We start from the raw sequence: 24123 nt of genomic DNA, 5'->3' as shown, positions 1-24123 counted from the left end.
AGGAGGGACTTTGTTGTGGAACGGGCCCTTCCCGGCATCCGGCCGGGCCGCACCGCCGCCCCTCGGCGGGGGCCCTGGCAGGGGCGTTACGCTCGGCTCATGCTCCGTTCCGTCATCCTCGCCGCCTCCCGGTCATCCCAGGTCGAGCGGCTCGTCGCGACTGCCCCGTACACCCGGGACGTCGTCCGCCGGTTCGTCGCCGGCGCTGCCACCGACGACGCGTTGCGCGCGACCCGCGGGCTCGTCGACGACGGTCTCGCGGTCACCCTCGACCACCTCGGTGAGGACACCGTCACCCCCGAGCAGGCCGTCGCCACCCGCGACGAATACCTGAAGCTGCTGAAGATGCTCGCCGCCGCGGGGCTGACCCCGGCCGCCGAGGTGAGTGTGAAGCTGTCCGCGCTCGGCCAGATGTTCGACGAGCAGTTGGCGTACGACAACGCGCGGGCGATCTGCGCGGCGGCCGACGCGGCGGGCACCACTGTCACCCTGGACATGGAGGACCACACCACCACCGACTCGACGCTGGAGGTGCTGGGCAGGCTGCGCAAGGACTTCCCGTCGACCGGCGCGGTGCTCCAGGCGTACCTGCGCCGGACCGAGTCGGACTGCCGGGAGCTGTCCTCGGCCGGGTCGCGGGTGCGGCTGTGCAAGGGCGCCTACAAGGAGCCGGAGTCGGTGGCGTACCAGTCGGCCCGTGAGGTGGACAAGTCGTACGTGCGCTGCATGAACATCCTGATGTCCGGCGACGGCTACCCGATGCTGGCCACCCACGACCCTCGGATGATCGCGATCGGTGAGGACCGGGCCCGGTGGTTCGACCGGGGGCCGGAGCGCTTCGAGTTCCAGATGCTCTACGGCATCCGCCCCGAGGAGCAGGCGCGCCTCGCGGGCGAGGGTTACACAGTGCGGACCTACGTCCCGTACGGCGACGAGTGGTACGGCTACCTGATGCGCCGGCTCGCCGAGCGCCCGGCCAACCTGGTCTTCTTCGGCCGCGCCCTGATCTCCAAGAAGTAACCCGACATCGGTCGACGGGCCGGCGGTGACGCCCCGAGGTCGCAGCCGGCCCGTTTCGCGCGATCCGGGTGACGCGCTTGACCAGGAGCCTTAGCTTCTGAGCTGTGACAAGTGGCCAGGTGCGGCGCGACGGCGGACACATCGCGTACGAGGCGCACGGGCAGGGCCCGCTGGTCGTCCTCGTGCACGGCATGGGGGAGAACCGGGCGAGCTTCCGGCACCTCACGCCACTGCTGGTGGCAGCCGGTTACCGGGTCGCCTCGGTCGACGTCCGGGGGCACGGGGAGTCCAGTGCCGGCTGGCCCACGTACGCACCGGCCGAGGTCGGCGCCGACCTGCTGGCCGTGGTTCGCGACCTCGATGCCGGGCCGGCCGTGCTGGTCGGCAGCTCGTCCGGCGCCGCGGCGGTGGTCTTCGCCGCCACCGACGCCCCCGAGCTGGTCTCCGGCATCGTGCAGATCGGCGCGTTCGTCGGTCAGCCGAAGCTCAACCCGCTGCTGCGGTTGACGCAGGCCGCAGTGCTGCGCAGCCCTCGACTGTTCGGGATGTTCCACAACAGGCTCTTCCCGGTGCACCGGCCCGCCGACGACGTCGCGTACCGCCGGTCGATGGTGGCCAACCTGCGTGAACCCGGCCGGATGGCCGCGACGCGCGGCGTGATCGCGCCGGCCGAGCCGCACTGGACGGCCCGCGCCCACCAGGTCCGGCAACCCGTGCTGGTGCTGATGGGTTCCAAGGATCCGGACTTCCCCGACCCGGGCGCGGAGGCCCGGGCCACCCGCCGGCTCTTCCGCACCGCCGAGGCCCGGATGATCGAGGAGTCCGGCCACTACCCGCACGCCGACCGGCCGCAGCGCACCGCCGAGGAGCTGCTCGGCTTCCTGGCGGTGTGCACCGGTGCCTAGGGTCGGCCTCGCCCCTCTCAGCAATTGGTCGTACCCTTCGGCGGGTGACTGACGGGGTGCAGCAGCCAGCACCACGGCGGCTCTGGCCGCTGTGGACGGTGCTCGTGGTGGTCTTCCTGCTGCTGGGCTGTGGCCTGCCGGCGCTGCTCGTCGTCGGAGTGATCCGGGAGAACGGCATCCGCTCCACGATCAGCCGGGCCGGCGTCTCGACGGCCGACGATCCCGCCACCGCGGTGGCCCGAGGGCTGGCCGACCAGATGACCGCCCAGCTCCAACGGCAGTCCACGGCCCTGCTCGGCGGCGACCGTGCCGCCTTCCTCGCCGTCGCCGACCCTGCCGCGCACAGTGACCTGCGCCGTCGCTTCGCCGCGCTACGCGGGCTGAAGGTCACCGTCTGGCGGGCCGAGCCGAGCGGTCTGCCCGCGCCGATCACCGACAAGCCGGGCGAGTGGCGGCTCCTGGTGCGTTTCCAGTACTGCTTCGTCGCACCGAACTGCCAGCCCAGCCCGGTGCTGATCGGCACCCGCTGGCGGGAGAACGGCGACCAGCCCCGGTTGGTCGCCATGGAGGAATCCAGGTCGACGGAGACCGGCACCCGACCATGGGAGATCAGCGACCTCGCCGTGGCGATCGGCGCGCGGACCATCGTCGCCACCACGCCAGCGCTGCGCGGCAAGCTGCCCGGCCTGCTCGCCCAGGCCGAGGCGGCGGCAAAGGTCGCCGACGGGTACGTGGCGCCCGGGGCGTCGCCGCCGGACCGCTACCGGATCTTCTACGCCGGCCGGAACGAGTGGAAACGCTGGTACGGCGGCGACCGGCCAGAATGGACCGGCGGTTACGCGGTGACAGTGGGCGGCGGCCATCACGAGGTGGTGCTCAACGCCGACGGGCTGTCCAGCAGCGGCACCGACGACCTGCTCCGGCACGAGTTGACCCACGCGGCCTCACTGCCCGAGCGTGGCTACCCGGGCAAGGCGACCTGGTGGCTGGTGGAGGGGCTGGCCGAGTTCGCCGGCGCTGGCGGCCAGGCGGTCGACCGGTACGAGGGGATCGCCGAGGTCCGCAAGCTGGTCCGGGGCGGTTGGGACGGCAAGTTGGAGGGCATCAACCCCGCCGACGACGCCTCCGCCGAGCGGGTCGGCGGCAGCTACGGGGTTGGCTACCTGGCCGTCCGACACCTCGTCGACCGGTACGGGCCGCAGCGGCTGCTGTCCTTCTTCAAGATCGTCGTGCACGACCGCAAGACCCTCGACGAGGCCGCCGAGCAGGCGTTCGGCGAGCAGTGGTCGACGCTGCACGACGAGTGCGTCGCGTACGTCCGCGCCGCCACCGCCTGACCGACACCTCGTCGTCCAGGGCCTTCGGGCGGGAGTGACCGAGCGGCTCGCGGTCAGCGGGACGGCTGGTCGTACCATCGATGGGTGCGCCGCCCTCAGTTGCCGCGGCCCGCCAGCACCACGCGGCCCCGCCTGCTCATCGCCCTGACCGCCGTCGCCGTCCTCACCGCCACCACCGCCGCCTCGTGCGGTGACGACCAGCCGCCTGTCGCGCTCGCCTCGGCCGCCCGCAACCCGGTCAGCGAGGTCATCGACGCGCCCGCGACGGTGACGGCCCGGGCCGCCGCCACCCTGACCGCTCCCGCCGACGGCACCCTGTCCAGCCTGCGTGTCCAACCGGGACAGTCGGTGAAGCGTGGCCAGGTTCTCGCCGTGGTCGACTCGCCCTCCGCCCAGCAGCGGCTGCGGCAGGCGAAGGAGGCGTTGGACGCGGCGAAGCGCGCCGGGCGGGGTGTCTCGACGGGTGACCTGACCGGCAGCCGGCGCGACACCGACAAGGCCGCGAACGAGGCGTTCGACGCCGCCCGGAAGGCCGCCGAGAAGATCGCCGACCCGCAGCTGAAGAACGCGCTGCTGACCCAGGTGACGTCCGCCCAGCGGCAGTACGCTGCCGCCGCCCGGAGCGCCGACCAGGCCGTCCGCGCGGTGCAGCGGGGGATCAGCGGGCTGAACTCCGCCGTCGGCGCGCTGTCCGCGGCGCAGCGGCTCCAGGCACAGCAGGGGTACGACCTGGCGAAGTCGACAGTCGACGCGCTGACCCTGCGCGCTCCGATCGCCGGTGTGGTGCAACCCGGCGGCACCCGCGCCAGCGGCGGCGGGACCGGAGGCCTCGCCGGGCTGTTGGAGCAGGCCGGTGGCGCTCAGGCCGCCGGCCTCGACCCGTCGGTGCTGGCCCCCAGCCAGGGTGGACCGCCGGCCGGGGTGGACGACGCGGTCGCGGTCGGCGGCCGGGTCACCGCCGGTACGCAGGTGCTGACCGTGGTCGACACCGGGCAGTTGGGGCTGCTCGCCGAGGTGGACGAGACCGACGTGCTGCTGGTCAAGGCCGGTGTGACGGCCACTGTCGAGCTGGACGCCGTCACCGGCGCCAGCTACGACGCCACCGTCCGCTCGGTCGACGTGCTGCCCACCAGCTCCGCGCAGGGCGGGGTCAGCTACCGGGTGCGCCTCGCACTGGGCGCCGGGAAGCTCGCCGAGGACGAGCCGGCCCCCACGCCCCGCCCGGGCATGAACGCGATCGTCCACCTGCGGGTCCGCGAGGCAGCCGACGCGGTGACCGTTCCCGCCTCTGCGGTGTTCTCCGCCGACGGCCGGGACGCGGTCTGGGTGGTCCGCGAGGGCAGGGCCGGCCGGGCGGCGGTGACCGTGGGCGTCCAGGGGTCGGATCTGGTGCAGATCCTCAACGGCGTCCAACCCGGTGACCGGATCGTGGTGCGCGGCACCGACCAGGTGCGCGACGGCCAGGAGGTGCGGTGACCGGCGTCCCGCCGGCGATCGAGGCGGTGGACGTGTCCCGGACGTACCACCTCGACGGGGTGTCCGTGGAGGCGTTGCGCGGGGTGTCGCTGGTCGTGCAACCGGGGGACTACGTGGCCCTGGTCGGCCCGTCCGGCTCGGGCAAGTCCACGCTCATGCACCTGCTCGGTGGGCTGGACCGGCCGACCGGTGGCCGTCTGGTGATCGGCGGGCGGGACGTCAACGCGCTGGCCCCGCCGGAGATGGCGACCCTGCGCAACGAGACGATCGGGTTCGTCTTCCAGGCGTTCCACCTGCTGCCGCGTACCTCGGCGGTGGAGAACGTGGCCCTGCCGCTGGTCTACCGGGGGGTGTCGGCCCGGCAGCGCCGCGAGCGGGCGGCGGCGATGCTCGGCCGTGTCGGCCTCGGGCACCGACTGGACCACCGGCCCAACCAGATGTCCGGCGGTGAGCAGCAACGGGTCGCGATCGCCCGCGCGCTGGTCACCGAACCGACGGTGCTGTTGGCCGACGAGCCCACCGGCAACCTGGACAGCGTCACCGGCGCGGCGGTGCTGGAGCTGTTGGAGCGACTGAACGCGGAGTCCGGCGTGGCGCTGGTGATGGTCACCCACGATCAGGAGGTGGCGGCGCGGGCGCGTCGCCGGATCACGATGCGCGACGGCGCGGTCGTGGCGGACAGCGCCGCGGCCGACGGCGCCGCGGCCGACGGCGCCGCGGCCGTACGCCCGGCGGACGCGGACGGCGACGACCCGCACTCCGACCATGATCGACCGCCGTCCGTTGATCACGGTCGACCTGCGACACTGGTCCCCGCTCCCAGCGCGGAGCCCCGGTCCGCGTCCGGAAGCGGTCCGGGGCACCCGTCCGGTGGCTCCGGTGGCGCCGCCGGAGCCACCGGGCGCCTTCCGCGCGGGGCCGACCCGGGCGAGCCCGGTGTCCAGCGGTCCGGAGGTGCGACGTGAGGGTCGCCGAGGCGTGGCGGGTGGCACTGGACGCCCTACGGGCCAACCGGCTGCGCAGCGCGCTGACCATGCTCGGGGTGATCATCGGGGTGGCCTCGGTGGTCCTGCTGGTGGCCATCGGCACCGGCACCAAGCAGAAGGTGGAGCAACAGGTCGAGGGCCTCGGCTCCAACCTGCTGCTGGTCGTCCCCGGCCGGATCGAGGTGGGCAACGCGCCGGTGGTCTCGCCGCTGACCCTCAAGGACGTGGACGCCGTCACCAGGGTGGTCGGCGACCCGGACCGGGTGGCGGTCACCGTCGCCTCCGGTGCGACCGCGCGAGCCGGCGCCCGCTCGGACTTCACGACAGTGCAGGGGGTGCTGGAGACCACCCCGGCGGTGTTCACCCGGTCGCTGGCCCGGGGCCGCTACCTCACCGGCACCGACGTGGACACCAGTCGGCGGGTGGCGGTGCTCGGCGACTCGGTGGCCCGCGCGCTCTTCCCCGACCGGGACCCGCTCGGCCAGCAGGTGGCGCTCGCCGGGGTGCGGTTCCGGGTGATCGGCGTCTTCGCGCCACTGGGGCAGAGCCTCGGTGTCGACCGGGACGACGAGGTGCACGTACCGGTGACCGCCGCACAGCGACTGTGGGGCACCCAGCGGGTGGACGGCATCGCGGTGAAGGCACCCGACCGGGAGCGCATCGACGAACTGGGCGAACGGATCGTCGCCGAACTCAACCGCCGCCACCCCGACACCGAGTTCAGCGCGGTCACCCAGCAGCAGATCCTCGGTGTGCTCGGCGACATCCTCGGCGTCCTCACCGGCGTCCTGGCCGCCATCGCCGGCATCTCGTTGCTCGTCGGCGGCGTCGGTGTCTCCAACATCATGCTGGTCAGCGTCCGGGAGCGGACCCGGGAGATCGGGCTCCGCAAGGCCGTCGGCGCGCGCCCGCGCGACATCGGGGTGCAGTTCCTGCTCGAAGCGGTGCTGCTCACCACGATCGGTGGGCTGACCGGGATGGCGCTGGGCGTGGGGACCGCCCTGCTGGTCAACGCGCTGTCGCCGATCCCCGCCGCGATCACCTGGTGGTCGTTGGCGCTCGCCTTCGGCGTCTCGGCGGTGGTGGGCATCGTCTTCGGGGTCGTGCCCGCGCAGCGCGCCGGCCGGCTCGACCCGGTGGTCGCGCTCCGCGCCGAATGAGCAGGGTCGGAGCAACGGGACGGCGGTCGCAGGCGGGCAGATACCGGGAGCACGGATCGGGTGAACCAGCGATCGAAGCATGATCAGTTGTACGAAGGGATCGCGCCGGTCACAACCGCCCCGCTACCGTACTGGTAACACGCGCGTCGCCGGCCCGGCCCGGAGCATCCGTCGGGTTGGCACGCGCCGGGCATGGGATGGGTCGGTGAGCCATGGCCGGGTCGCAGTCCGACGGACGGCTGTCGGAGGTCAAGTTCCTGACCGTCGCTGAGGTGGCGACGGTCATGCGGGTGTCGAAGATGACGGTCTATCGACTGGTGCACAGCGGTGAGCTCACCGCCGTCCGGGTCGGCCGCTCATTCCGGGTGCCCGAGCATGCGGTGCACGAATATCTTCGGGGTGCATTTCAGGAAACCGCCTGAGCCACCGTTCCGCCCTCCAGATGCCACGTGACCGGCATCGGTGAGCGTGAGGAGTGAGCTTGCGAGCCCCCCAGTCGCGAGCGAAAGGTGGCCCCGACGGGGGCGCGTTGGTCCGGCTGACGCTCTCCGGCTACCCTGGAGCCCGACCGAGACCCCACCGGTGCGCCCCGCCGCCCAGACTGGTCCGGTCCGTTGTCCGCAAGCGGTCGCCGTCGCCACCTGCGTGGTGTCATCCGGTCCGCCCCGAACGTTGTATCGAAAGGCTGTCGTATGGGCTCGGTGGTCAAGAAGCGCCGTAAGCGCATGGCTAAGAAGAAGCACCGCAAGCTGCTGCGCAAGACCCGCGTCCAGCGTCGCCGTCTCGGCAAGTGATCGCCGCCGGGCTCAGAGCCCGGCGTTCGGCGTCACTTGCCAAACTGTCGACCCCCGGAGGCTCAGGTGATCAGGCCGTGGTCGTCCCGGCTCGGTCCATCCTGCCGGGGTAGGTGCGTCAGATGACCCCCGGTGGCACCTCAGGTGCTCCGGGGGTCGTCGTCGTCACCGGGGTCGGCCGCTATCTGGGTGCCCACGTGGCGGCCCGACTCGCCGCCGACCCGCGGATCGAGCGGGTCATCGGCGTGGACGCACCGGACTCGGGCACCGAGTTCACCGACCTGCTCGACCGGGTCGAACGGATCCGCGTCGACAACGATGCGCTCGGTGGGCTCCTCGCCGACCTGGACGTCGACGCGGTGGTGCACCTCGCACTGGTCAGCTCTCCCGACCCGCAGCACGGTGGCCGGTCGGCCATGAAGGACCAGAACGTCATCGGCACCATGCACCTGCTGGCCGCGTGCCAACGGGCACCCCGGCTGCGCAAGATCGTGGTCCGCTCGTCCACCGCCGCGTACGGGGTGTCGTTCCGGGACCCGGCGGTCTTCACCGAGGAGACCGAGCCACGCGAGGTCCCGCGCGGCGGGTTCGGCCGCGACATCCTCGACCTTGAAGGCTACGTCCGTGGTTTCCGGCGCCGTCGGTCCGACGTCACCGCGACGGTGCTGCGCTTCGCGCCGTTCATCGGCTCGACCGCCGACACCACGTTGACCCGCTACTTCGCGCAGCCCTTCGTGCCGACCGTCTTCGGCCGTGACCCCCGTCTGCAGTTCCTGCACTTCGACGACGCGTTGGAGGTGCTGCACCGGTCGATCGTGGAAGATCACCCGGGCACGTACAACGTCGCCGGCCCAGGGGTGTTGTCGCTGTCCCAGGCGATCCGGCGAGCCGGACGGGTGGCCGTGCCGGTGTTGGAACCGGGCCTCTCCGGTGCCGCCGCGCTGGCCCGCACCATGGGCTTCGGCCGTTACGGCCTGGACCAGGTCGACCTCTTCGTGCACGGCCGGGTGGTCGACACCAGCCGGCTTGAGCAGGAGTACGGCTTCACGCCCCGCTCCACCGCCAAGGCGTTCGAGGATTTCATCCGCGCCCACCAGGGCGGGGTCGTGGTCACCCGGGGTCAGTTGGCCGTTGCCGAGCAACTCGTCCTGGACGGCATCCGGCAGGTCCGCTCCGCGGTTCAGGAGCGGCCATGAGCGCGAGGAGTCAGCCGGTTGTACGAGCCGCGCAGTCGCGAACCGAGGTGGCGTCATGACCGGGCCGGCAGAGGGGCGTGACCCGCAGGGGGTCGGGCGCTTCGACGTACCCCAGCAGTCGCCAGCAACGGACGCGGACCCGGCGCGGCGCAACGGTCATCGGCCGGCGGCGCAGGTCGCCCCGACACCGACGCCCACGCCGGCCGACGAGGTCGACACCGCGGCCACCGACGAGCCCGTCGGCGCGGACGCGGCGCCCGGTCGTCGCATCCACGCCGGGTGGCACACCGCCGGCCGTGGCGGACCGGCCTGGGGACCACTGGGACCGCAAGGTCGCCAACGGCCTGGCGTTCCTGCGTCGACGGCTCGCCGGCGACTACGAGGTCGACGAGTTCGGCTTCGACCCGGAGTTGACCGACGCGGTCTTCCACCCGCTGCTGAGGCTGCTCTACCGGGACTGGTTCCGCACCGAGGTCAGTGGGGTGGAGCACGTGCCGGTCGACGGGCCCGCACTGGTGGTCGGCAACCACTCGGGCACGGTGGCGCTGGACGCGTTGATCCTCTCGGCTGCGCTGCACGACAAGCACCCTGCCCACCGCTACCTACGGCTGCTCGGCGCCGACCTGGTCTTCCGGATGCCGGTGGTGTCCGAGCTCGCCCGCAAGACCGGCGGCACTGTGGCCTGCAACCCGGACGCCGAGCGGCTGCTCGGTGGGGGAGACCTGGTCGGTGTGTTCCCGGAGGGCTTCAAGGGGATCGGCAAGCTCTACGCCGACCGGTACAAGCTGCAACGGTTCGGGCGGGGCGGTTTCGTCTCGGCGGCGCTGCGCACGGGCACCCCGATCGTGCCGGTCGCCATCGTCGGTGGCGAGGAGATCTACCCGATGCTCGCCGACATCAAGCCCCTGGCCCGGCTGCTCAAGCTGCCCTACTTCCCGGTCACGCCGACCTTCCCGTGGCTCGGTCCGCTGGGCATGGTGCCGCTGCCCAGCAAGTGGCTGATCGAGTTCTGCCCGCCCATCCCGACGGCCCACCTGACCGACTCGGCGGACGACCCGCTGGTGGTGTTCAACCTCGCCGACCAGGTGCGGGAGACCATCCAGCAGACCCTGCACACGTTGCTGGAGCGACGGCCCGACCCGTTCGGCCCCTGAGTCAGTCGGCGCGGCGACGGCGCTGCAACGCCAGGCCGGCGGTGACCGCGCCGGCGACCAGACCGGCCGCCGCGGTCGACGGCACGGCGATCTTGACCGCGCGCCGGCCGGTGCGGAAGTCCCGTACCTCCCAGCCGTGCTGGCGGGCCTGCCGCAGCAGGCTGCCGTCCGGGTTGACGGCCACCGCCCTGCCCACCGCACGGAGCAGCGGCAGGTCGTTGGCCGAGTCGCTGTAGGCCGCGCAGCGGGTCAGGTCGAGCCCTTCCACAGCGGCGAGCTGGGTGACCGCCTCGGCCTTCGCCGGCCCGTGCATCAGGTCACCCACCAACCGCCCGGTGTACGCCCCGTCGGCGATCTCGGCCACCGTGCCGATGGCACCGGTCAGGCCGAGCCGTGCGGCGATCACCCGGCCGATCTCCACCGGGGCCGCGCTGACCAGCCACACCCGCTGGCCGGCGCCCAGGTGACCTCGGGCGAGCTGGTGGGTGCCGGCCCAGATCCGGGGAGCCATCATCTCGTCGAAGATCTCCTCGGCGAGGTGCTCCACCTCGTCGACCCGCCAGCCCTGGACGAAGGCCAGCGCGGCCTCCTTGGCCAGCGACATGTCACCGGCGTGCTCCCGGGCCAGCAGCCGGAACCGGAGCTGCTGCCAGGCGAACCGGGCCAGGTCGGAGGTGGTGACGTAGTTGCGGGAGGCGAGCCCACGGGCGAACCAGTAGATCGAGGCGCCCTGCATCATGGTGTTGTCCACGTCGAAGAACGCCGCGGCCGTCGAATCCGGTGCGGTGGCCGGGGCCAGGTCGGTCTCCGCCCAGCCCGCAGTGTGCCCCTCGGCGTCGGTGCTGACCGTCACCTTACGGCTGCGCGCCACGCGACTCCCTTCCTCACCGGCACGACGGATGCCTCCCAGCGAAGGGTAGCCGCCGGATACGGTCGACCGGCCGAGCACAGAACGAACTGTGGCGCGGCCGGTCGGACCTGCGGTATAGGGGGTGCGGGTCAGCGCGCCCCGGGGCAGGCGCTCGGGTTAGGGCCGAGGGTGTCGCTGGCGGTCGGGGCCGGGAGGCCGCAGGCGATTGCCGCACGCAGTGCATCCGAACGTTCCCGGATGGTGTCCAGGAGGACCAGCGACCGCTGGGTCCGGGCCCGGTCGGCGCGGGTGCCCCCGTCGAGCAGGCCACTCACCGCCCGGCGTTGCCCCGAGACGAAGGTGTTGAGTGTGTCCAGGCTGCCCGGCTCGGCCCGCTGCACGGCGGCGGCGGTCAGCAGGCGTACGCCCTGCCGGGTGTCGGCGTCCATGTCGTCGAGGACCGCGCTGTAGCCGATCCGGTCGCCGCGCAGCTTGGCGGCCTCACCGACCCGGGTCCGGGCGAAGTCCAGGAAGAGCTGGCCGCGGCTGATGTCCGAGCTGGCCAGGGCGAGTTGCGCGCGTTCGGTCGAGCGCTTCATGCCGTAGAGCGCGTCGCCGGGCACGGCGTTCTCGCTGGCGGCGGAGATGCCGGAGACCGCGATGGCGCCGGCCGCGATGCCGATCAGGATCGCGCCCCGGGCTCGGGCCCGCCGAGCGGTGACAGCCGGAAGCAGCCGCCCGCGGGTCGTCGTCGTGGTGGTTGGTTCGCTGGCCGCCGGTGCGGTGCCCAGTCCTTCGCGTTCGGCGGTCGCGAGCAGCATTGCCCGCAGGCCGGTACGGAAGTCCGGGTTCACCTCGACAGCCGGAGGGTCGACGGTGAGCTGCTGACCCACCGCGACGAGCGGCGCGAGTTGACCGTCCACCCGGGATCGCACGTGGTGTCGTCGAGCGCCGTTGGCCTCGTCGAGAAGCTGCGCGAAGCGCTCGGCGCGCCGGCGGGAGAAGAGGATGTTGTCCACCGCAGGCACCTCCCTCTCGCTGGTCACGGCCGGTCGGCCGCGGTCGTTGCCAGCGACCGGGCGGCAGTGTGACACCACGGAGGTGAGGTGCCGCCGGCGTGCCGGTCGGACCTCGGTGTCCCGGGCCTGCCAGGACATCCACCGGTCGCACCCGGAGAAACGCGGCGGACCGGGCACGGGTTACGGGCCTGGCGGGCCGGAAATTACAGAAAGTGATCGTCGTCACCGGGCGGGACCGACTCTGACCTGCAAGGACGTTGATCGGCGTCCATCGGCCCCGCCGAAACAATCTACGGCTGGAAGCCGTCGGGAAGGAGGCGGGCCAGGGCGCGAACCGCCCGGTACTGGAGGGCTTTGATGGCGCCCTCGTTCTTGCCCATCGCACGGGCCGTCTCGGCGACCGAGAAGCCCTGGAGGAAGCGGAGCACGATGCACTCCTGCTGCTCCGGGTTGAGCTGTTTCACGGCGGTGAGCAGCGCGACGTTGGTGATGTGCTCCACCACCGCGGCCTCCGGGCTGCCCTCCGGGCCCCGGTCCTCCCGGTCGGCGTCGAGCACGTCGCCGGTGGTGACCTCCAGCCGGTAGCGGCCCGACTTGAAGTGGTCCGCGACCAGGTTGCGGGCGATCGTCACCAGCCAGGCGCCGAGGTCGCGGCCCTGCCAGGTGAAGCTGCCGATCCGCTTGAGCGCGCGCAGGAAGGTGTCCGAGGTGAGGTCCTCGGCGAGTTGCCGGTTGCCGACCCGGAAGTAGACGAACCGGAACACGGTGTCCACGTACCGGTCGTAGATCAGACCGAACGCCTCGGACTCGCCGGCCTGGGCCCGCTCGATCAGCGTCCAGACCTCGGTGGCCGGGTCGGACGGGTCCGGGCGGCTCGGGAAGCCGGTCGGGGTGGTGGCGGTGGTGGCCGGCACTGCCGGGATCACCGCTGTCTCACCCGCCGCCGGGTCGGTGGTCACCGCTGGTGTGTCGCTGACCCGTCGACCCTGCGCTGGCAACGGCCGGGGCGGTACGGCGACGCGACCCCCGGGCGGTCCACCGTTTCCGCCCGGCACCGCGGGCCGTGGCGTCGGTTCGTTGTGGTGTGGCCGGCTGCGTGTCCGATGCGCCGCGCCGTCGCCCCGCACGGCGGTGCCGTTTGACTCGTCCAGCGGGGAACGGGCCATCGGCCGCTCGTTGACGTGGGAGCGGGCCGGCTGACCGGTCAGGCCGAGCGGGCGTTCCGCGTAACCGAAGGTGGTCACCGGGCTGCCCCCGTCCCGTTGGCCACCGGACGGGCCGGTCTGTAGGTCATCGGGACGGGCCGACCGGGATCCCGGTCGGGCAGGACGGTCATGGGAGTTGCCGGCGGGCGGCAATTCCCCTGGAGGTGCTGGTCCAATGCGCTCACAGGCACGGGGGCCTCCTCGGGCTGAGGGGTGTCGACTCACGGCAAATGGGGTGAGCCGACCCGAGTGATGATAGGGCCAACGTCACCCGCGCGTGGCAAGTCCGTTACACAAGGCGGAAGTATTTCCCCCTCCGCCGCACCGATGGCGGACCGGTTGTCCGTCGTGTGCGTTTGACTTTGCGTCGGCGCGGTGTTCCAGGATGGATCACCTGGTCGGGGGCTGATTGCCCGTTCAGCTGGGCCGGCGCGCCGGGTGGCGCGCCCGCCTGCCGAGGCGTCTGTGGACGGTGCCGCCCGTCCCATCGACAGGACCTGGCCGGCCCGCCGACGGCACACAGGTGAGTCCCGCTCATGGGACTTTCGCAGTGCGGCGCCGGTGGAGCCCGCGGCCGCGGCGCGCTTCGCCGTAGGTCACCGGTCATCAGGTGCTCACCGGGCACCCCGGGGTGCCCGAGTCGGCGGTACGGGGTGTGCCGCACCCGAGGACCGGCGAGACTGTGCGGGCGTACGTGGTGCCGGCGCCCTGCCGCCGTGCTCGGCAAGGTAAAAAGGTCCATCCGGCCGGCGACGCCAGCCGACCCACCCGCACCCGCCGACACCCGCACGGAGGTAACCGATGGCCACTGACGCCCGGCTCGCCCTGATCACCCGACCCGGCTGCCACCTGTGCGACGACGCCAAGGCCGCGCTCGACCGGGTGGTGGCGGTCACCGGCGACAAGTGGGTCGAGTGGGACGTCACCGGCGACGAGGGGCTGGAGCGGGAGTACGGGGACCGGCTGCCCGTGGTGATGCTCGACGGCAAGGAGCACGGCTACTGGCGGGTCGAGGAGGACCGGCTGCTGCGGGACCTGACCACCCCGCAGCTCTGAGCGGTGCCTAAGGTGCTCTGATGACCCCTGCGCGCCCCCACCTCGTGTGGGACTGGAACGGGACCCTGCTCAACGACCTCAGCCTGGTGGTGTCCGCCACCAACGTCGTGTTCGCGAGCCTGGGCGGGCCGACGGTCACCCTTGACGAGCACCGGGTGCGGTTCCGCCGACCGATCGCCGAGTACTACGCCGAGGTGCTCGGCCAGGCCGTCGACGACGACGAGTTCGGCCGACTGGACCGGATCTTCCACGACGCGTACCGCACCGGGTTGACCACCTGTGAGCTGGCCGCCGACGCGCGCACCGCGATGGCCGCCTGGCCGGGCGGCCAGAGCCTGCTCTCCATGTGGTTCCACGAGGAGCTGGTGCCGACCGTGCACACGTACGGGCTGACCGGCCACTTCGCCCGGGTCGACGGGCTGCGGGCCACGGTCGGCGGCGGCCGTAAGGCCGAGTCGCTCCAGCTGCACCTCACCGAGCTGGGCGTGGACGGCGCCTCGGTGGTGCTGATCGGTGACTCCATCGACGACGCGGACGCGGCCCTCGCGGTGGGCGGCCGTGCGGTGCTCTACACCGGCGGGTTCACCGACCCGGCACGGCTGCGTGACTCCGGTCACCCGGTGGCCGACACGCTCACCGACGCGGTGACCCTGGCCCGGGAGATCAGTTCCGCAGGTAGGTGAGGACGGCCAGCACCCGCCGGTGCTGTTCGGTGTCGGGCGGCAGGGTGAGCTTTGTGAAGATGTTGCGCACGTGCTTCTCCACCGCGCCGTCGCTGACCACCAGGGAACGGGCGATGGCGGTGTTCGAGCGGCCCTCAGCCATCAGGGCGAGCACCTCGCGTTCGCGGGGGGTCAGCTCGCTCAGCGGGTCGTCGCGGCGGCGCCGGGCGAAGAGCTGACCGACCACCTCCGGGTCGAGCACCGTGCCGCCGGCCGCCACCCTGCGCAGCGCGTCCAGGAACTCGTCGATCGCGGCCACCCGGTCCTTGAGCAGGTAGCCGATCCCGCCGCCGGCACCGCCGGTGGTGGCGAGCAGATCATCGGCGTACGAGACCTCGACGTACTGGGAGAGCACCAGGATCGGGGTACGCGGCACCAACCGGCGTGCCTCCACCGCTGCCCGCAGCCCCTCGTCGGTGTGCGACGGCGGCATCCGGACGTCGACTATCGACACGTCCGGGCGGTGCTCCACCACCGCCTCGACCAGCGCGTCGCCGTCGCCGACGGCGGCCACCACCTGGTGGCCGCTCTCGGTGAGCAGCCGGACCAGCCCCTCCCGGAGCAGGACGGCGTCGTCCGCGATCACGATGCGCATGGCTGTGTTGTCTACCACGTCCGGCCCGTGGTGGGGGCGCGGCGCGGGACTGATCACAGCATCTCCTTCGTTCGCGACTGCGGGGCTCGCAAACCCGGCTCACTCCTCGCGCTCACAGGGGAAGCTCAGCGCGGATCTCGGTGGGGCCGCCGGCCGGGCTGACCACCACCAGTTCACCGCCGGCGGCCCGGACCCGGTCGGCGATGCCAGCCAGCCCGTGCCCCTTGGCCAGGTGTGCGCCGCCCTGACCGTCGTCGCCCACCCGCACCTGGAGGTGGGCGCCCTGCCGGGCGACGGCCACCACGGCCTCGGTGGCCCGGGCGTGCTTGGCGACGTTGGTCAGCGCCTCGGACACCACGAAGTACGCGGTGTTCTCCACCGCCGGGTCGAGCCGCCCGCCCGGCGTGCCGAGCTGCGGATCCACCTGGAGCTCGATCGGGATCAGCCCACGCGCGGCGATCGCGGCCAGGGCGCTGGGCAGGCCCCGGTCGACCAGGATCGGCGGGGCGATGCCCCGGGACAGCGCCCGCAGCTCGGCCAGCGTGTCCCGGGTCTGGGTGACCGCCTCGTCGATGGTCCGGCCGGCCGCCTCCGGGTCGGACGCGAGCTGCATCCGGGCCCGGCTGAGGTCCATCGCCAGGCGCACCAGGCGCTGCTGGGGGCCGTCGTGGATGTCGCGTTCCAACCGGCGCAGCGCGGACGCCTCGGCGGATACGGCGGCCCGTTTCTGCTCCTCCAGCACTGTGATCCGGTCGCGCATCTCGGCCACCCCGGTCAGCATGGCCTTGGCGAAGCTGGCCTGGAGAAGCGCGCAACCCCGGATCACGATCGGCAGGGTGATCAGGAAGAACACCCCGATCGCGGTGTTCAGGCCGATTCGGGCGGTGGTCGAGTCGCCCAGGCCGAGCAGTTGGGCCAGGTCCTTGTCACCCTCGCCGTCGGCTCGGGGAAGGGCCCAGTCGTAGGCCCAGTACAGCGAGCCGGCGATCGCTCCGGCCCACCAGACCAGGGCCACCACGAAGGTGCCGGCCGCCGCGATCAGCCGCAGGATGCCGTGCGCCAGGTCGAGCCAGGACTGGGCGTCCCGCATCGGCACGAAGATCCGCCGCCAGGCGTTCGCGCCCGCCTCGGGGAGCCGGTAGTGCGGCCGGATCCGGGGCTGCCGGAGCACCGCGGGCAGCCGCAGCCGCTCGATGTCGGCGAGCCCACGGGCGGCGTACAGGGTGCCGCTGAGGATCGGCAGGCCGACCACCGTCACCACCAGGCCGATGCCGACCGCGGTGCCGACGATGAGGACCACGAAGCTGGCCACCGCCAGGGGCAGGCCGAGCAGCACGTACCCGGAGTCGACGAAGAGTTGGCGGGGGATGCTCGGTGCCAGCGTCGGTTGGTCGCTGGTGGCGGCAACGGCGGTCATGCCCAAAAGGCTAGGCATTCGGGCTTCGGGTCCCCATCCCGAAGCCCTGCCTCTCCCCCGTAGTGCTGCCCCTACCACCTGGGGGGACGGTCCCTGTGAGGCTCGGCGCGGGATTGGTCAGAGAAGTCGGGATTGAGCAATAATCGCCCGGGTGGCGTGAGCGGAGGCCCGTCGGATCGATCTTGCGGAATGGAGGTGCTGGTGAGGTTGCGTGGCGCAGCGGCAAGATCGCGATTTGTGCACGTCTTCACAAGCGCCTACTCTGTGACTCCGACGCGCCCTGCTAGCACAGCCGGCAATCTCGGTCGCCAGCGGGAGTCCATAAGCGGCCGACCAGCGGAGTTGGCCGAGGATCGCACCGCACGGAGTCTCATGAGTCAGCACCGTCACCCAGGCGCGCCCGGCCGCGCCGGTGCCGTACCGGCGCTACCGGATCTGCCCGAGGCGACCGTCGCTCGGCTCCCGGAGTACCTGCGCGCGCTGCACAACCTCGCCGACACCGGGCACGAGACTGTCTCCAGCGAGGGCCTCTCCGCCGCCGCCGGTGTCAACTCCGCCAAGCTCCGCAAGGACCTCTCCCACCTCGGCTCGTACGGCACCCGGGGCGTCGGCTACGACGTCGCGCTGCTGATCGAGCAGATCGAGTTTGTGCTCGGGCTCACTCAACGCCGGGCGGTCGCCCTGGTCGGCGTGGGTAATCTCGGTCACGCCCTGGCGGGCTACGACGGCTTCGCCAGCCGGGGTTTCCGGATCGCCGCACTGCTCGACGCCGATCCCTCCCGGGTCGGTGAGGAGATCAACGGCCTGGTTGTCCGGCATGTCGACGACCTGCCGACGGTCGCTGCGGAGGAATCCCTGGCGATCGGCGTGATCGCCACCCCGGCCGCAGCCGCCCAGCAGGTCGCCGACCAACTGGTCGCCGTCGGCGTGACGAGCATCCTCAACTTCGCACCGTGCGTACTCTCGGTTCCGGAGGGGGTCGACCTACGCAAGGTCGACCTCGCTATCGAGCTGCAGATTCTGTCCTTCCACGAGCACCGCAAGGCATCGCTGACCGCGCTGCCCGCCACCGGCGGGTCCGCTCTCACCGCCCTGCCGGGCGGGTTCGCGGCCACCGACACCCAGGAGGCGATCGGCACGTGAAACTGCTCGTCGTCGGCGCGTCCTATCGGACCGCCCCGGTCGCCACGCTGGAGCAGCTGGCTGTGCCCCCCGCCGACCTGACCCGCACCCTGGACCGCCTGATCGCCCAGCCGTACGTGGCCGAGGCGGTGATCGTCTCCACCTGCAACCGGGTGGAGGTCTACGCCGCCGTGTCCGGTTTCCACGGCGGGCTCGGCGACGTCTGCGCCGTCCTGGCCGAGCAGGCCGGCAGCCCGCCGGCGGCGCTCGCCAGCCACCTGTACGTGCACTACGACACCGCCGCCGTCGACCACGTCTTCCGGGTCGCCACCGGCCTGGACTCGATGGTCGTCGGTGAGGCGCAGATCCTCGGGCAGCTGCGCGACGCATACCACTGGGCCACCGGCGCCGACTCGGCCGGCCGGCTGCTGCACGAGCTGATGCAGCAGGCGTTGCGGGTCGGCAAGCGGGCCCACGCCGAGACCGGCATCGACCGGGCCGGCCAGAGCGTCGTCACCGCCGCGCTGGAGCTCGCCGCCGGGCACCTCGACGGCGACCTCGCCGGCCACCCGGCCCTGGTGGTCGGTGCCGGCGCGATGGGCTCGCTCGGGGTGGCCACGCTGTCCCGGCTGGGCGCCGGGCCCCTCACCGTCAGCAACCGGGGCGCCGACCGGGCCGTCCGGCTCGCCGAGTCGTACGGGGCGAGTGCGGCGCCGATGACCGAGCTGGCCAACACCCTCTCCACAGTGGACATCGTAGTGGCCGCCACCGCGTCCACCGAACCGGTCCTCACCCGTCCGGTGGTCAGCGCGGCGCTGGCCGAGCGGGACCCGGCCCGGGGCCCGCTGGTCCTGCTCGACCTGGCCGTCCCGCGCGACGTCGAGGATGGTGTCGCCGAGCTGCCCGGCGTCGAGGTGATCGACATCGACCGGATGGCGGCGCTGCTCGCCGACGGTCCGGCGGCTGCCGACGCCGCCGCCGTCGAACGGATCGTGCTGGCCGAGGTGGAGGGCTTCCTCACCTGGCTGCGCGGCGCCGACGTGGCACCCACCGTGGCCGCGCTGCGCGGCCGGGCCGACGACGTGGTCACCGCCGAGCTGCGCCGGCTCGCCCAGCGCCGCCCCGACCTCGGCGACGACCTGCGGGCCGAGGTGGCCCGCACCGTGCACCGGGTGGTGCAGCGACTGCTACACCAGCCCACCGTCAAGGTGCGCCAGTTGGCCGCGGAGCCCGGCGGCGACCAGTACGCGGCCCTGCTGCGTGAGCTGTTCGATCTCGAGGTCCCGCAGACCTCTCCGGTGGACACCGTCCCGGACGTGCTGACCCCCGACCTCGGCGCGGCACTGCTCGGCACCGACCCGGTGTCCGGAGCCGACGCCGCCGAGCCGACCCCGCCCACCGGAGGTGCGCGATGACCGCCCCCCTGCGCCTCGGCACCCGGGGCAGCGCCCTGGCGATGGCACAGTCCAGCCAGATCGCCGAGGCGTTGACCGCCGCCACCGGCCGCCCGGTCGAACTGGTGGAGGTGATCACCGCTGGCGACCGCTCCAACGCGCCGGTGCACCGGCTCGGCGTCGGGGTGTTCGTCTCCGCGCTGCGCGACGCGCTGACCGCCGGGACGATCGACTTCGCGGTGCACTCCTACAAGGATCTGCCCACGGCCGCCGCCGCCGGGCTGCACATCGCGGCGGTGCCGGCCCGACAGGACCCGCGCGACGCGCTGATCGCCCAGGGCGGGCGGACGCTCGCCGAGCTGCCGCCCGGTGCCACAGTGGGCACCGGCGCGCTGCGCCGCATCGCCCAGCTGCACGCCCTCGGGCTGCAACTGGAGGTCACCCCGATCCGCGGCAACATCGACACCCGCCTGGCGCGGGTGCTCGGCCCCGAGGCCGACCTCGACGCGGTCGTGCTGGCTCGGGCCGGGCTGGCCCGGATCGGTCGGACCGACACGATCACCGAGACCCTCGACCCGATGCTCATGCTGCCCGCACCCGCCCAGGGTGCGCTGGCGGTCGAGTGCCGGGTCGATGACCAGGACCTGGTCGGGCTGCTCGCGCTGCTCGACCACGCACCGTCGCGCGCCGCGGTCACCGCGGAACGCGCGTTGCTGGCGACACTGGAGGCCGGGTGCAGTGCACCCGTCGCCGCCTACGCCGAACTCGCCGAAGGTGACGACGGCGATGAGATCTACCTGCGCGGGGCGGTGATCAGTCCGGACGGCACTCGTGACCTCCGGCTGTCCCGCACCGGAACGCCCGCCGACGCGGCGGAGATCGGTAAGGCACTCGCCGCCGAACTCCTCGACCTCGGCGCCGACTCGATCCTCGGCCACGAAGGACACACCGGCCCGGGGACCCAGCAATTTGGGAGCACAGAATGACCCGCACCCGTAAGCCCGTCGGCCGTATCGCGTTCGTCGGGGCTGGCCCCGGTGACCCAGGTCTGCTGACCCGTCGGGCACACGACGCCCTGGTCGACGCCGACCAGGTGATCTACGACCGGGGAGTCCCGGAGTCGTTGCTCGCCGTCGTTCGTGCCGATGCCAGGGACGATGCCGAGTTCACGCCGGCCGAGGGCGCGCCCGGGGACGTGGCGAAGGTGCTGATCTCCGCGGCCCGTTCCGGGTTGAACGCGGTGCACCTCGTCGCCGGCGACCCGTTCGGCCACGACTCGGTGGTCAAGGAGGTGCAGGCCGTCGCCCGCACCGCCGCTCACTTCGAGGTGGTGCCCGGCGTCGGCCAGGCCGAGGGTGTGGCCACCTACGCCGGTGTGCCGCTGCCGGGTGTGCGGACGGCTGCCGACGTCGAGGACGTCAGCGCACTGGACTTCGAGGCGCTGGCCACGGCCGTCGGCCGGGGTTCGCTCGCGCTCGCCGTGGACGCCGGTGACCTCGCCGCCGTCCGGGACGGGTTGCTCGCCGCCGGGGTCGACGGCACCACCGGCGTCGGCGTGACCGGCGACGGCACCGGCGAGACCCAGTACACGACCACGTCGACAGTGGACAGCTTCGTGGCCGCCGCGCTCGGCTTCACCGGCCGGGTGGTCCTCACCGTCGGTGTCGGGGTGGGTCAGCGCGACAAGCTGAGCTGGTGGGAGAACCGCCCGCTGTACGGCTGGAAGGTGCTCGTACCCCGCACCAAGGAGCAGGCCGGCGTGATGAGCGCCCGACTGCGCGCGTACGGGGCGATCCCGTGTGAGGTGCCGACCATCGCGGTCGAGCCGCCGCGTACCCCGGCGCAGATGGAGCGTGCGGTCAAGGGCCTGGTCGACGGCCGGTACGCCTGGGTGATCTTCACCTCGGTGAACGCGGTCCGCGCGGTCTGGGAGAAGTTCGCCGAGCACGGTCTGGACGCCCGGCACTTCGGTGGCGTCAAGATCGCCTGCATCGGTGAGGCGACGGCGGACGCGGTCCGCGCGTTCGGCATCCAGCCGGAGCTGATCCCCACCGGGGAGCAGTCCTCCGAGGGGCTGCTGGCCGAGTTCTCCCCGCACGACGAGATCCTCGACCCGGTGGGCCGGGTGCTGCTGCCGCGCGCCGACATCGCCACCGAGACGCTCGCCGCCGGGCTCACCGAGCGCGGCTGGGAGGTCGACGACGTGACCGCGTACCGGACGGTGCGCGCCGCGCCGCCGCCCGCCGAGATCCGGGACGCCATCAAGTCGGGCGGGTTCGACGCGGTGCTCTTCACCTCGTCCTCCACCGTGCGCAACCTGGTCGGCATCGCCGGGAAGCCGCACGCCCGGACCGTTGTTGCCGTCATTGGGCCCAAGACGGCGGAGACCGCGACGGAGTTCGGCCTGCGGGTCGACGTCCAGCCGCCACACGCCTCGGTGCCCGACCTGGTGGAGGCGCTCGCCGCCTACGCCGTCGAGCTGCGCGAGAAGCTGGCCGCCATGCCGGCCAAGCAGCGCCGCGGCTCGAAGGTGCAGGGCCCGACCGCTCTGCGCTTCCGGTAGTCGTTCGAGGAGGCCCTTCCATGTCGTACCCCGAGATCCGGCCCCGCCGGCTGCGCCGCACCCCGGCGGTCCGCCGGCTGGTGTCGGAGACCCGAGTCGACCCGGCCGAGCTGGTCGTGCCGATGTTCGTCAAGGAAGGGCTGCCCGAGCCGCGGGCCATCGGGTCGCTCCCGGGGGTGCTCCAGCACTCCCGGGACTCGCTGCGCAAGGCGGCGGCCGAGGCGGTCCAGGCCGGCGTCGGCGGGATCATGCTCTTCGGTGTGCCGGAACGGCGGGACCCGACCGGCTCCGGCGGCATCGACCCGAACGGCATCCTCAACGTCGCCATCCGCGACGTGGTGGCCGAGGTGGGTGACGACACGGTGGTGATGAGCGACCTGTGCCTGGACGAGTTCACCTCGCACGGGCACTGCGGCCTGCTCACCCCCGACGGCGAGGTGGACAACGACTCCACCCTGGCCGCGTACGCCGAGATGGCGGTGGCCCAGGCCGCCGCCGGGGCCGGCATGGTCGGGCCGTCCGGGATGATGGACGGCCAGGTCGGCGTGGTGCGTCGGGCGCTCGACGCCGCCGGGCACCAGGATGTCGCCGTGCTGGCGTACGCCGTGAAGTACGCCTCCGCCTTCTACGGCCCGTTCCGCGAGGCGGTGGAGTCGGCGCTGGAGGGCGACCGACGCACCTACCAGCAGGACCCGGCCAACCTGCGCGAGTCGCTGCGTGAGGTGGCGCTGGACGTCGCCGAGGGCGCCGACCTGGTGATGGTCAAGCCGGCGCTGCCCTACCTCGACGTGGTGTCGGCGGTGCGGGCCGCGGTGGACGTCCCGGTCGCCGCCTACCAGGTCTCCGGTGAGTACGCGATGGTCGAGGCTGCTGCCGCGAACGGCTGGATCGACCGGGAGCGCGTGATGTTGGAGACGCTCACCTCGATCAAGCGGGCCGGCGCGCAGGTCATCCTCACCTACTGGGCGGTCGAGGCCGCCGGGCTGCTGCGCCAGCGCTACTGACCCCAGGTTCAACTCTGACTGCGCTGTCTTCCTAGCGTGTGGGGGCGGGCGCGGCACCGGCTTGCGCACGGCCGGCGCGTCCTGACCGCGTGTCCCGCCGGCGGGCGGCGCGGTTGAGCTTCTCGGCCATACCGGCTCGTGGATCGACCGGCCTGTGGATCGACCGGCCTGCGGCCTGCGGTCCTGCCGGCAACAACGGCTAGCGGAGCGTAACCATCTGACGAGCCGCCACCACCACCTCCCCTCCCGCCTTTGCTCTGCACCCACGACGGCGACGCTCACCCTCCGCTCTCGGTGCATATTGAGCTGCAGAGCAAAGGGGGCGGGCGGGGGGTGGTGTGTCTGCTGGCGAGGATGGGGATTCCCCTGGTCAGCCCGGTGGCGTGTCTGGGCCTGGTCTGGCTGCTCGACGGAGCAGCGTAAAGCCCCGTAACGCGCTGTAGTGGCGGTGCAATTGGTGCCGCGAGCACGGAAAGTGATCCGCCGGGCCGTGGACGATGTCCACAGGTCAGCTGGTTATCCACAGGCACGGTAAGCGGGATTGCGGCCGGCTCCACCAGGCGAGACGGTGACGGCATGAGTGATTCGTCAGCCTCAGCCGAGCCGGTCCTGCTCAGCGAGCCTTCCGACGCGCCCTGGCCTGCCGCCGGTATCGTCCGGGCGGTCCGCCGTCGCGCCGACCTGAGCCAGCGCGAACTGGCCCGGTGGGCGGGTGTGCACCATGCCACCATCGGCCGGATCGAGGCCGGCCGCATGGTGCCGAGCATCGTCCTGCTCCGGCGCATCATCGGTGTGCTCGGCTGCCGGCTGGCCGTGGTGGACGAGTTCGGGCGGGTGCTCAAACCGATGCAGGACTGGCAGGACACGTACAACGGCGCGGAGCGTCGCTACCCGTCGCACCTCGACACCATTCTCGACCCTGAGCCGGGCGAATGGTGGGCGGACATCTACGGGCTGGCCCGCCCGCCCGAGACGTTCTACCGCAACCGGGCAGTTCGGGACGCGATGCGGCGCCGAAGCCAGTGGGAGGTGCGTGTGGCTCAACACCGGCACCTGCCCCGACCGCCGTGGCCCCCGCGCGGGGTGGTCTCACCCTGACACCAGCAAGGCCCGCCGATCCGGAACGGATCTGCGGGCCCCGCCGGGAA

General features: G+C 72.6%; 24 protein-coding genes. 19 read left to right on the top strand and 5 right to left on the bottom strand.

The annotated features are described in order from the left end of the window. Positions 1–99 precede the first annotated feature (99 nt). From AC3CF1_RS16615 to AC3CF1_RS16570, 10 genes are all read left to right on the top strand, one after another. Positions 100–1020 carry a proline dehydrogenase family protein gene (locus tag AC3CF1_RS16615; protein WP_088950347.1) on the top strand — a complete coding sequence of 307 codons (921 nt, stop codon included), beginning with the start codon at positions 100–102 and terminating at the stop codon, positions 1018–1020. Positions 1021–1124: 104 nt separating this feature from the next. Beyond that, positions 1125–1925 (top strand): alpha/beta fold hydrolase, encoded by an 801-nt coding sequence (locus tag AC3CF1_RS16610; RefSeq protein ID WP_354981714.1) that lies wholly within the window; start codon positions 1125–1127, stop codon positions 1923–1925. Between the two features lie 44 nt (positions 1926–1969). Next, complete coding sequence (locus AC3CF1_RS16605; protein WP_354981713.1) at positions 1970–3262, top strand: hypothetical protein; 1293 nt, start codon at positions 1970–1972, stop codon at positions 3260–3262. 84 nt (positions 3263–3346) lie between these two features. Next, positions 3347–4738 (top strand): efflux RND transporter periplasmic adaptor subunit, encoded by a 1392-nt coding sequence (locus AC3CF1_RS16600; RefSeq protein ID WP_488450792.1) that lies wholly within the window; start codon positions 3347–3349, stop codon positions 4736–4738. Beyond that, positions 4735–5703 (top strand): ABC transporter ATP-binding protein, encoded by a 969-nt coding sequence (locus tag AC3CF1_RS16595; RefSeq protein ID WP_488450791.1) that lies wholly within the window; start codon positions 4735–4737, stop codon positions 5701–5703. The genes AC3CF1_RS16600 and AC3CF1_RS16595 overlap by 4 nt, the downstream gene beginning before the upstream one ends. Beyond that, a complete protein-coding gene (locus AC3CF1_RS16590) occupies positions 5700–6884 on the top strand; it encodes an ABC transporter permease (protein WP_088950342.1) in 1185 nt (394 codons plus the stop codon). Before AC3CF1_RS16595 ends, AC3CF1_RS16590 begins: the two co-directional genes overlap by 4 nt. Positions 6885–7096: 212 nt before the next feature. After that, positions 7097–7306: a helix-turn-helix domain-containing protein gene (locus AC3CF1_RS16585; protein ID WP_007465625.1), complete on the top strand. Its 210-nt coding sequence runs from the start codon at positions 7097–7099 to the stop codon at positions 7304–7306. Positions 7307–7576: 270 nt separating this feature from the next. Next, complete coding sequence (locus AC3CF1_RS16580) at positions 7577–7678, top strand: 30S ribosomal protein bS22 (RefSeq protein WP_007465623.1); 102 nt, start codon at positions 7577–7579, stop codon at positions 7676–7678. A 122-nt stretch (positions 7679–7800) separates the two neighbouring features. Beyond that, the gene (locus AC3CF1_RS16575; RefSeq protein WP_328369914.1) at positions 7801–8874 is read left to right on the top strand and encodes an NAD-dependent epimerase/dehydratase family protein; all 1074 of its coding nucleotides are present in this window, start codon (positions 7801–7803) and stop codon (positions 8872–8874) included. A 296-nt stretch (positions 8875–9170) separates the two neighbouring features. Further along, positions 9171–10028: a lysophospholipid acyltransferase family protein gene (locus AC3CF1_RS16570; RefSeq protein ID WP_088952038.1), complete on the top strand. Its 858-nt coding sequence runs from the start codon at positions 9171–9173 to the stop codon at positions 10026–10028. 1 nt (position 10029) lies between these two features. Here the strand turns inward: AC3CF1_RS16570 and AC3CF1_RS16565 are convergent, their stop codons facing one another. From AC3CF1_RS16565 to AC3CF1_RS16555, 3 genes are all read right to left on the bottom strand, one after another. After that, entirely contained in the window at positions 10030–10899 is an 870-nt protein-coding gene (locus tag AC3CF1_RS16565) for an HAD family hydrolase (protein ID WP_354981710.1), read from the bottom strand. A 128-nt stretch (positions 10900–11027) separates the two neighbouring features. Further along, the gene (locus tag AC3CF1_RS16560) at positions 11028–11906 is read right to left on the bottom strand and encodes a DUF5667 domain-containing protein (protein ID WP_374224941.1); all 879 of its coding nucleotides are present in this window, start codon (positions 11904–11906) and stop codon (positions 11028–11030) included. A 281-nt stretch (positions 11907–12187) separates the two neighbouring features. Further along, positions 12188–13141 carry an ECF subfamily RNA polymerase sigma factor, BldN family gene (locus tag AC3CF1_RS16555; RefSeq protein WP_354981708.1) on the bottom strand — a complete coding sequence of 318 codons (954 nt, stop codon included), beginning with the start codon at positions 13139–13141 and terminating at the stop codon, positions 12188–12190. Between the two features lie 571 nt (positions 13142–13712). Between AC3CF1_RS16555 and AC3CF1_RS16550 the strand changes: the two genes are divergently transcribed. Genes AC3CF1_RS16550 through AC3CF1_RS16540 form a run of 3 tightly spaced genes read left to right on the top strand, consistent with a single transcriptional unit; the run spans position 13713 to position 14841 of the window. Beyond that, positions 13713–13931, top strand: a complete 219-nt coding sequence (locus AC3CF1_RS16550; protein WP_488450790.1) for an AMP-binding enzyme — start codon at positions 13713–13715, stop codon at positions 13929–13931. Further along, a complete protein-coding gene (locus AC3CF1_RS16545) occupies positions 13904–14158 on the top strand; it encodes a glutaredoxin family protein (RefSeq protein ID WP_030329740.1) in 255 nt (84 codons plus the stop codon). Before AC3CF1_RS16550 ends, AC3CF1_RS16545 begins: the two co-directional genes overlap by 28 nt. Positions 14159–14178: 20 nt before the next feature. Further along, positions 14179–14841, top strand: a complete 663-nt coding sequence (locus tag AC3CF1_RS16540; protein ID WP_354981707.1) for an HAD family hydrolase — start codon at positions 14179–14181, stop codon at positions 14839–14841. On the opposite strand, the gene AC3CF1_RS16535 is transcribed toward AC3CF1_RS16540, so the two are convergent. Both AC3CF1_RS16535 and AC3CF1_RS16530 read right to left on the bottom strand, forming a co-directional pair. Next, a complete protein-coding gene (locus AC3CF1_RS16535) occupies positions 14822–15475 on the bottom strand; it encodes a response regulator transcription factor (protein WP_088950337.1) in 654 nt (217 codons plus the stop codon). The genes AC3CF1_RS16540 and AC3CF1_RS16535 overlap by 20 nt on opposite strands. A gap of 112 nt (positions 15476–15587) precedes the next feature. Further along, positions 15588–16892, bottom strand: coding sequence for a sensor histidine kinase (locus AC3CF1_RS16530; RefSeq protein WP_099848826.1), 1305 nt, complete (start codon positions 16890–16892; stop codon positions 15588–15590). Positions 16893–17264: 372 nt separating this feature from the next. On the opposite strand from AC3CF1_RS16530, the gene AC3CF1_RS16525 reads away from it, so the two are divergent. The 6 genes from AC3CF1_RS16525 to AC3CF1_RS16500 all read left to right on the top strand — a co-directional run bounded on the left by AC3CF1_RS16525 (position 17265) and on the right by AC3CF1_RS16500 (position 24073). Next, the gene (locus tag AC3CF1_RS16525; RefSeq protein WP_088950335.1) at positions 17265–18035 is read left to right on the top strand and encodes a redox-sensing transcriptional repressor Rex; all 771 of its coding nucleotides are present in this window, start codon (positions 17265–17267) and stop codon (positions 18033–18035) included. Beyond that, positions 18032–19429 (top strand): glutamyl-tRNA reductase, encoded by a 1398-nt coding sequence (locus AC3CF1_RS16520; protein WP_354981706.1) that lies wholly within the window; start codon positions 18032–18034, stop codon positions 19427–19429. Before AC3CF1_RS16525 ends, AC3CF1_RS16520 begins: the two co-directional genes overlap by 4 nt. Further along, positions 19426–20394, top strand: a complete 969-nt coding sequence (gene hemC, locus AC3CF1_RS16515) for a hydroxymethylbilane synthase (protein ID WP_355160101.1) — start codon at positions 19426–19428, stop codon at positions 20392–20394. Before AC3CF1_RS16520 ends, hemC begins: the two co-directional genes overlap by 4 nt. Continuing rightward, a complete protein-coding gene (locus AC3CF1_RS16510; RefSeq protein ID WP_141911299.1) occupies positions 20391–21971 on the top strand; it encodes a bifunctional uroporphyrinogen-III C-methyltransferase/uroporphyrinogen-III synthase in 1581 nt (526 codons plus the stop codon). Before hemC ends, AC3CF1_RS16510 begins: the two co-directional genes overlap by 4 nt. 20 nt (positions 21972–21991) lie before the next feature. Then, the gene (gene hemB / locus AC3CF1_RS16505; RefSeq protein WP_488450789.1) at positions 21992–22975 is read left to right on the top strand and encodes a porphobilinogen synthase; all 984 of its coding nucleotides are present in this window, start codon (positions 21992–21994) and stop codon (positions 22973–22975) included. 576 nt (positions 22976–23551) lie between these two features. Then, entirely contained in the window at positions 23552–24073 is a 522-nt protein-coding gene (locus AC3CF1_RS16500) for a helix-turn-helix transcriptional regulator (protein WP_141911296.1), read from the top strand. The last annotated feature ends 50 nt before the right edge of the window (positions 24074–24123 follow it).

The organism is Micromonospora sp. MGP-C2, assembly GCF_057766525.1.
Note: the sequence above shows the minus strand (reverse complement) of the source record. Positions and strands in the feature narration are given on the sequence as shown.

Coding starts and splice junctions, on each gene's coding strand:
- AC3CF1_RS16615 (WP_088950347.1), top strand. CDS start 100: ATGCTCCGTTCCGTCATCCTCGCCGCCTCCCGGTCATCCCAGGTCGAG.
- AC3CF1_RS16585 (WP_007465625.1), top strand. CDS start 7,097: ATGGCCGGGTCGCAGTCCGACGGACGGCTGTCGGAGGTCAAGTTCCTG.
- AC3CF1_RS16580 (WP_007465623.1), top strand. CDS start 7,577: ATGGGCTCGGTGGTCAAGAAGCGCCGTAAGCGCATGGCTAAGAAGAAG.
- AC3CF1_RS16575 (WP_328369914.1), top strand. CDS start 7,801: ATGACCCCCGGTGGCACCTCAGGTGCTCCGGGGGTCGTCGTCGTCACC.
- AC3CF1_RS16545 (WP_030329740.1), top strand. CDS start 13,904: ATGGCCACTGACGCCCGGCTCGCCCTGATCACCCGACCCGGCTGCCAC.
- AC3CF1_RS16540 (WP_354981707.1), top strand. CDS start 14,179: ATGACCCCTGCGCGCCCCCACCTCGTGTGGGACTGGAACGGGACCCTG.
- AC3CF1_RS16535 (WP_088950337.1), bottom strand. CDS start 15,475: ATGCGCATCGTGATCGCGGACGACGCCGTCCTGCTCCGGGAGGGGCTG.
- AC3CF1_RS16530 (WP_099848826.1), bottom strand. CDS start 16,892: ATGACCGCCGTTGCCGCCACCAGCGACCAACCGACGCTGGCACCGAGC.
- AC3CF1_RS16525 (WP_088950335.1), top strand. CDS start 17,265: ATGAGTCAGCACCGTCACCCAGGCGCGCCCGGCCGCGCCGGTGCCGTA.
- hemC (WP_355160101.1), top strand. CDS start 19,426: ATGACCGCCCCCCTGCGCCTCGGCACCCGGGGCAGCGCCCTGGCGATG.
- AC3CF1_RS16510 (WP_141911299.1), top strand. CDS start 20,391: ATGACCCGCACCCGTAAGCCCGTCGGCCGTATCGCGTTCGTCGGGGCT.
- hemB (WP_488450789.1), top strand. CDS start 21,992: ATGTCGTACCCCGAGATCCGGCCCCGCCGGCTGCGCCGCACCCCGGCG.
- AC3CF1_RS16500 (WP_141911296.1), top strand. CDS start 23,552: ATGAGTGATTCGTCAGCCTCAGCCGAGCCGGTCCTGCTCAGCGAGCCT.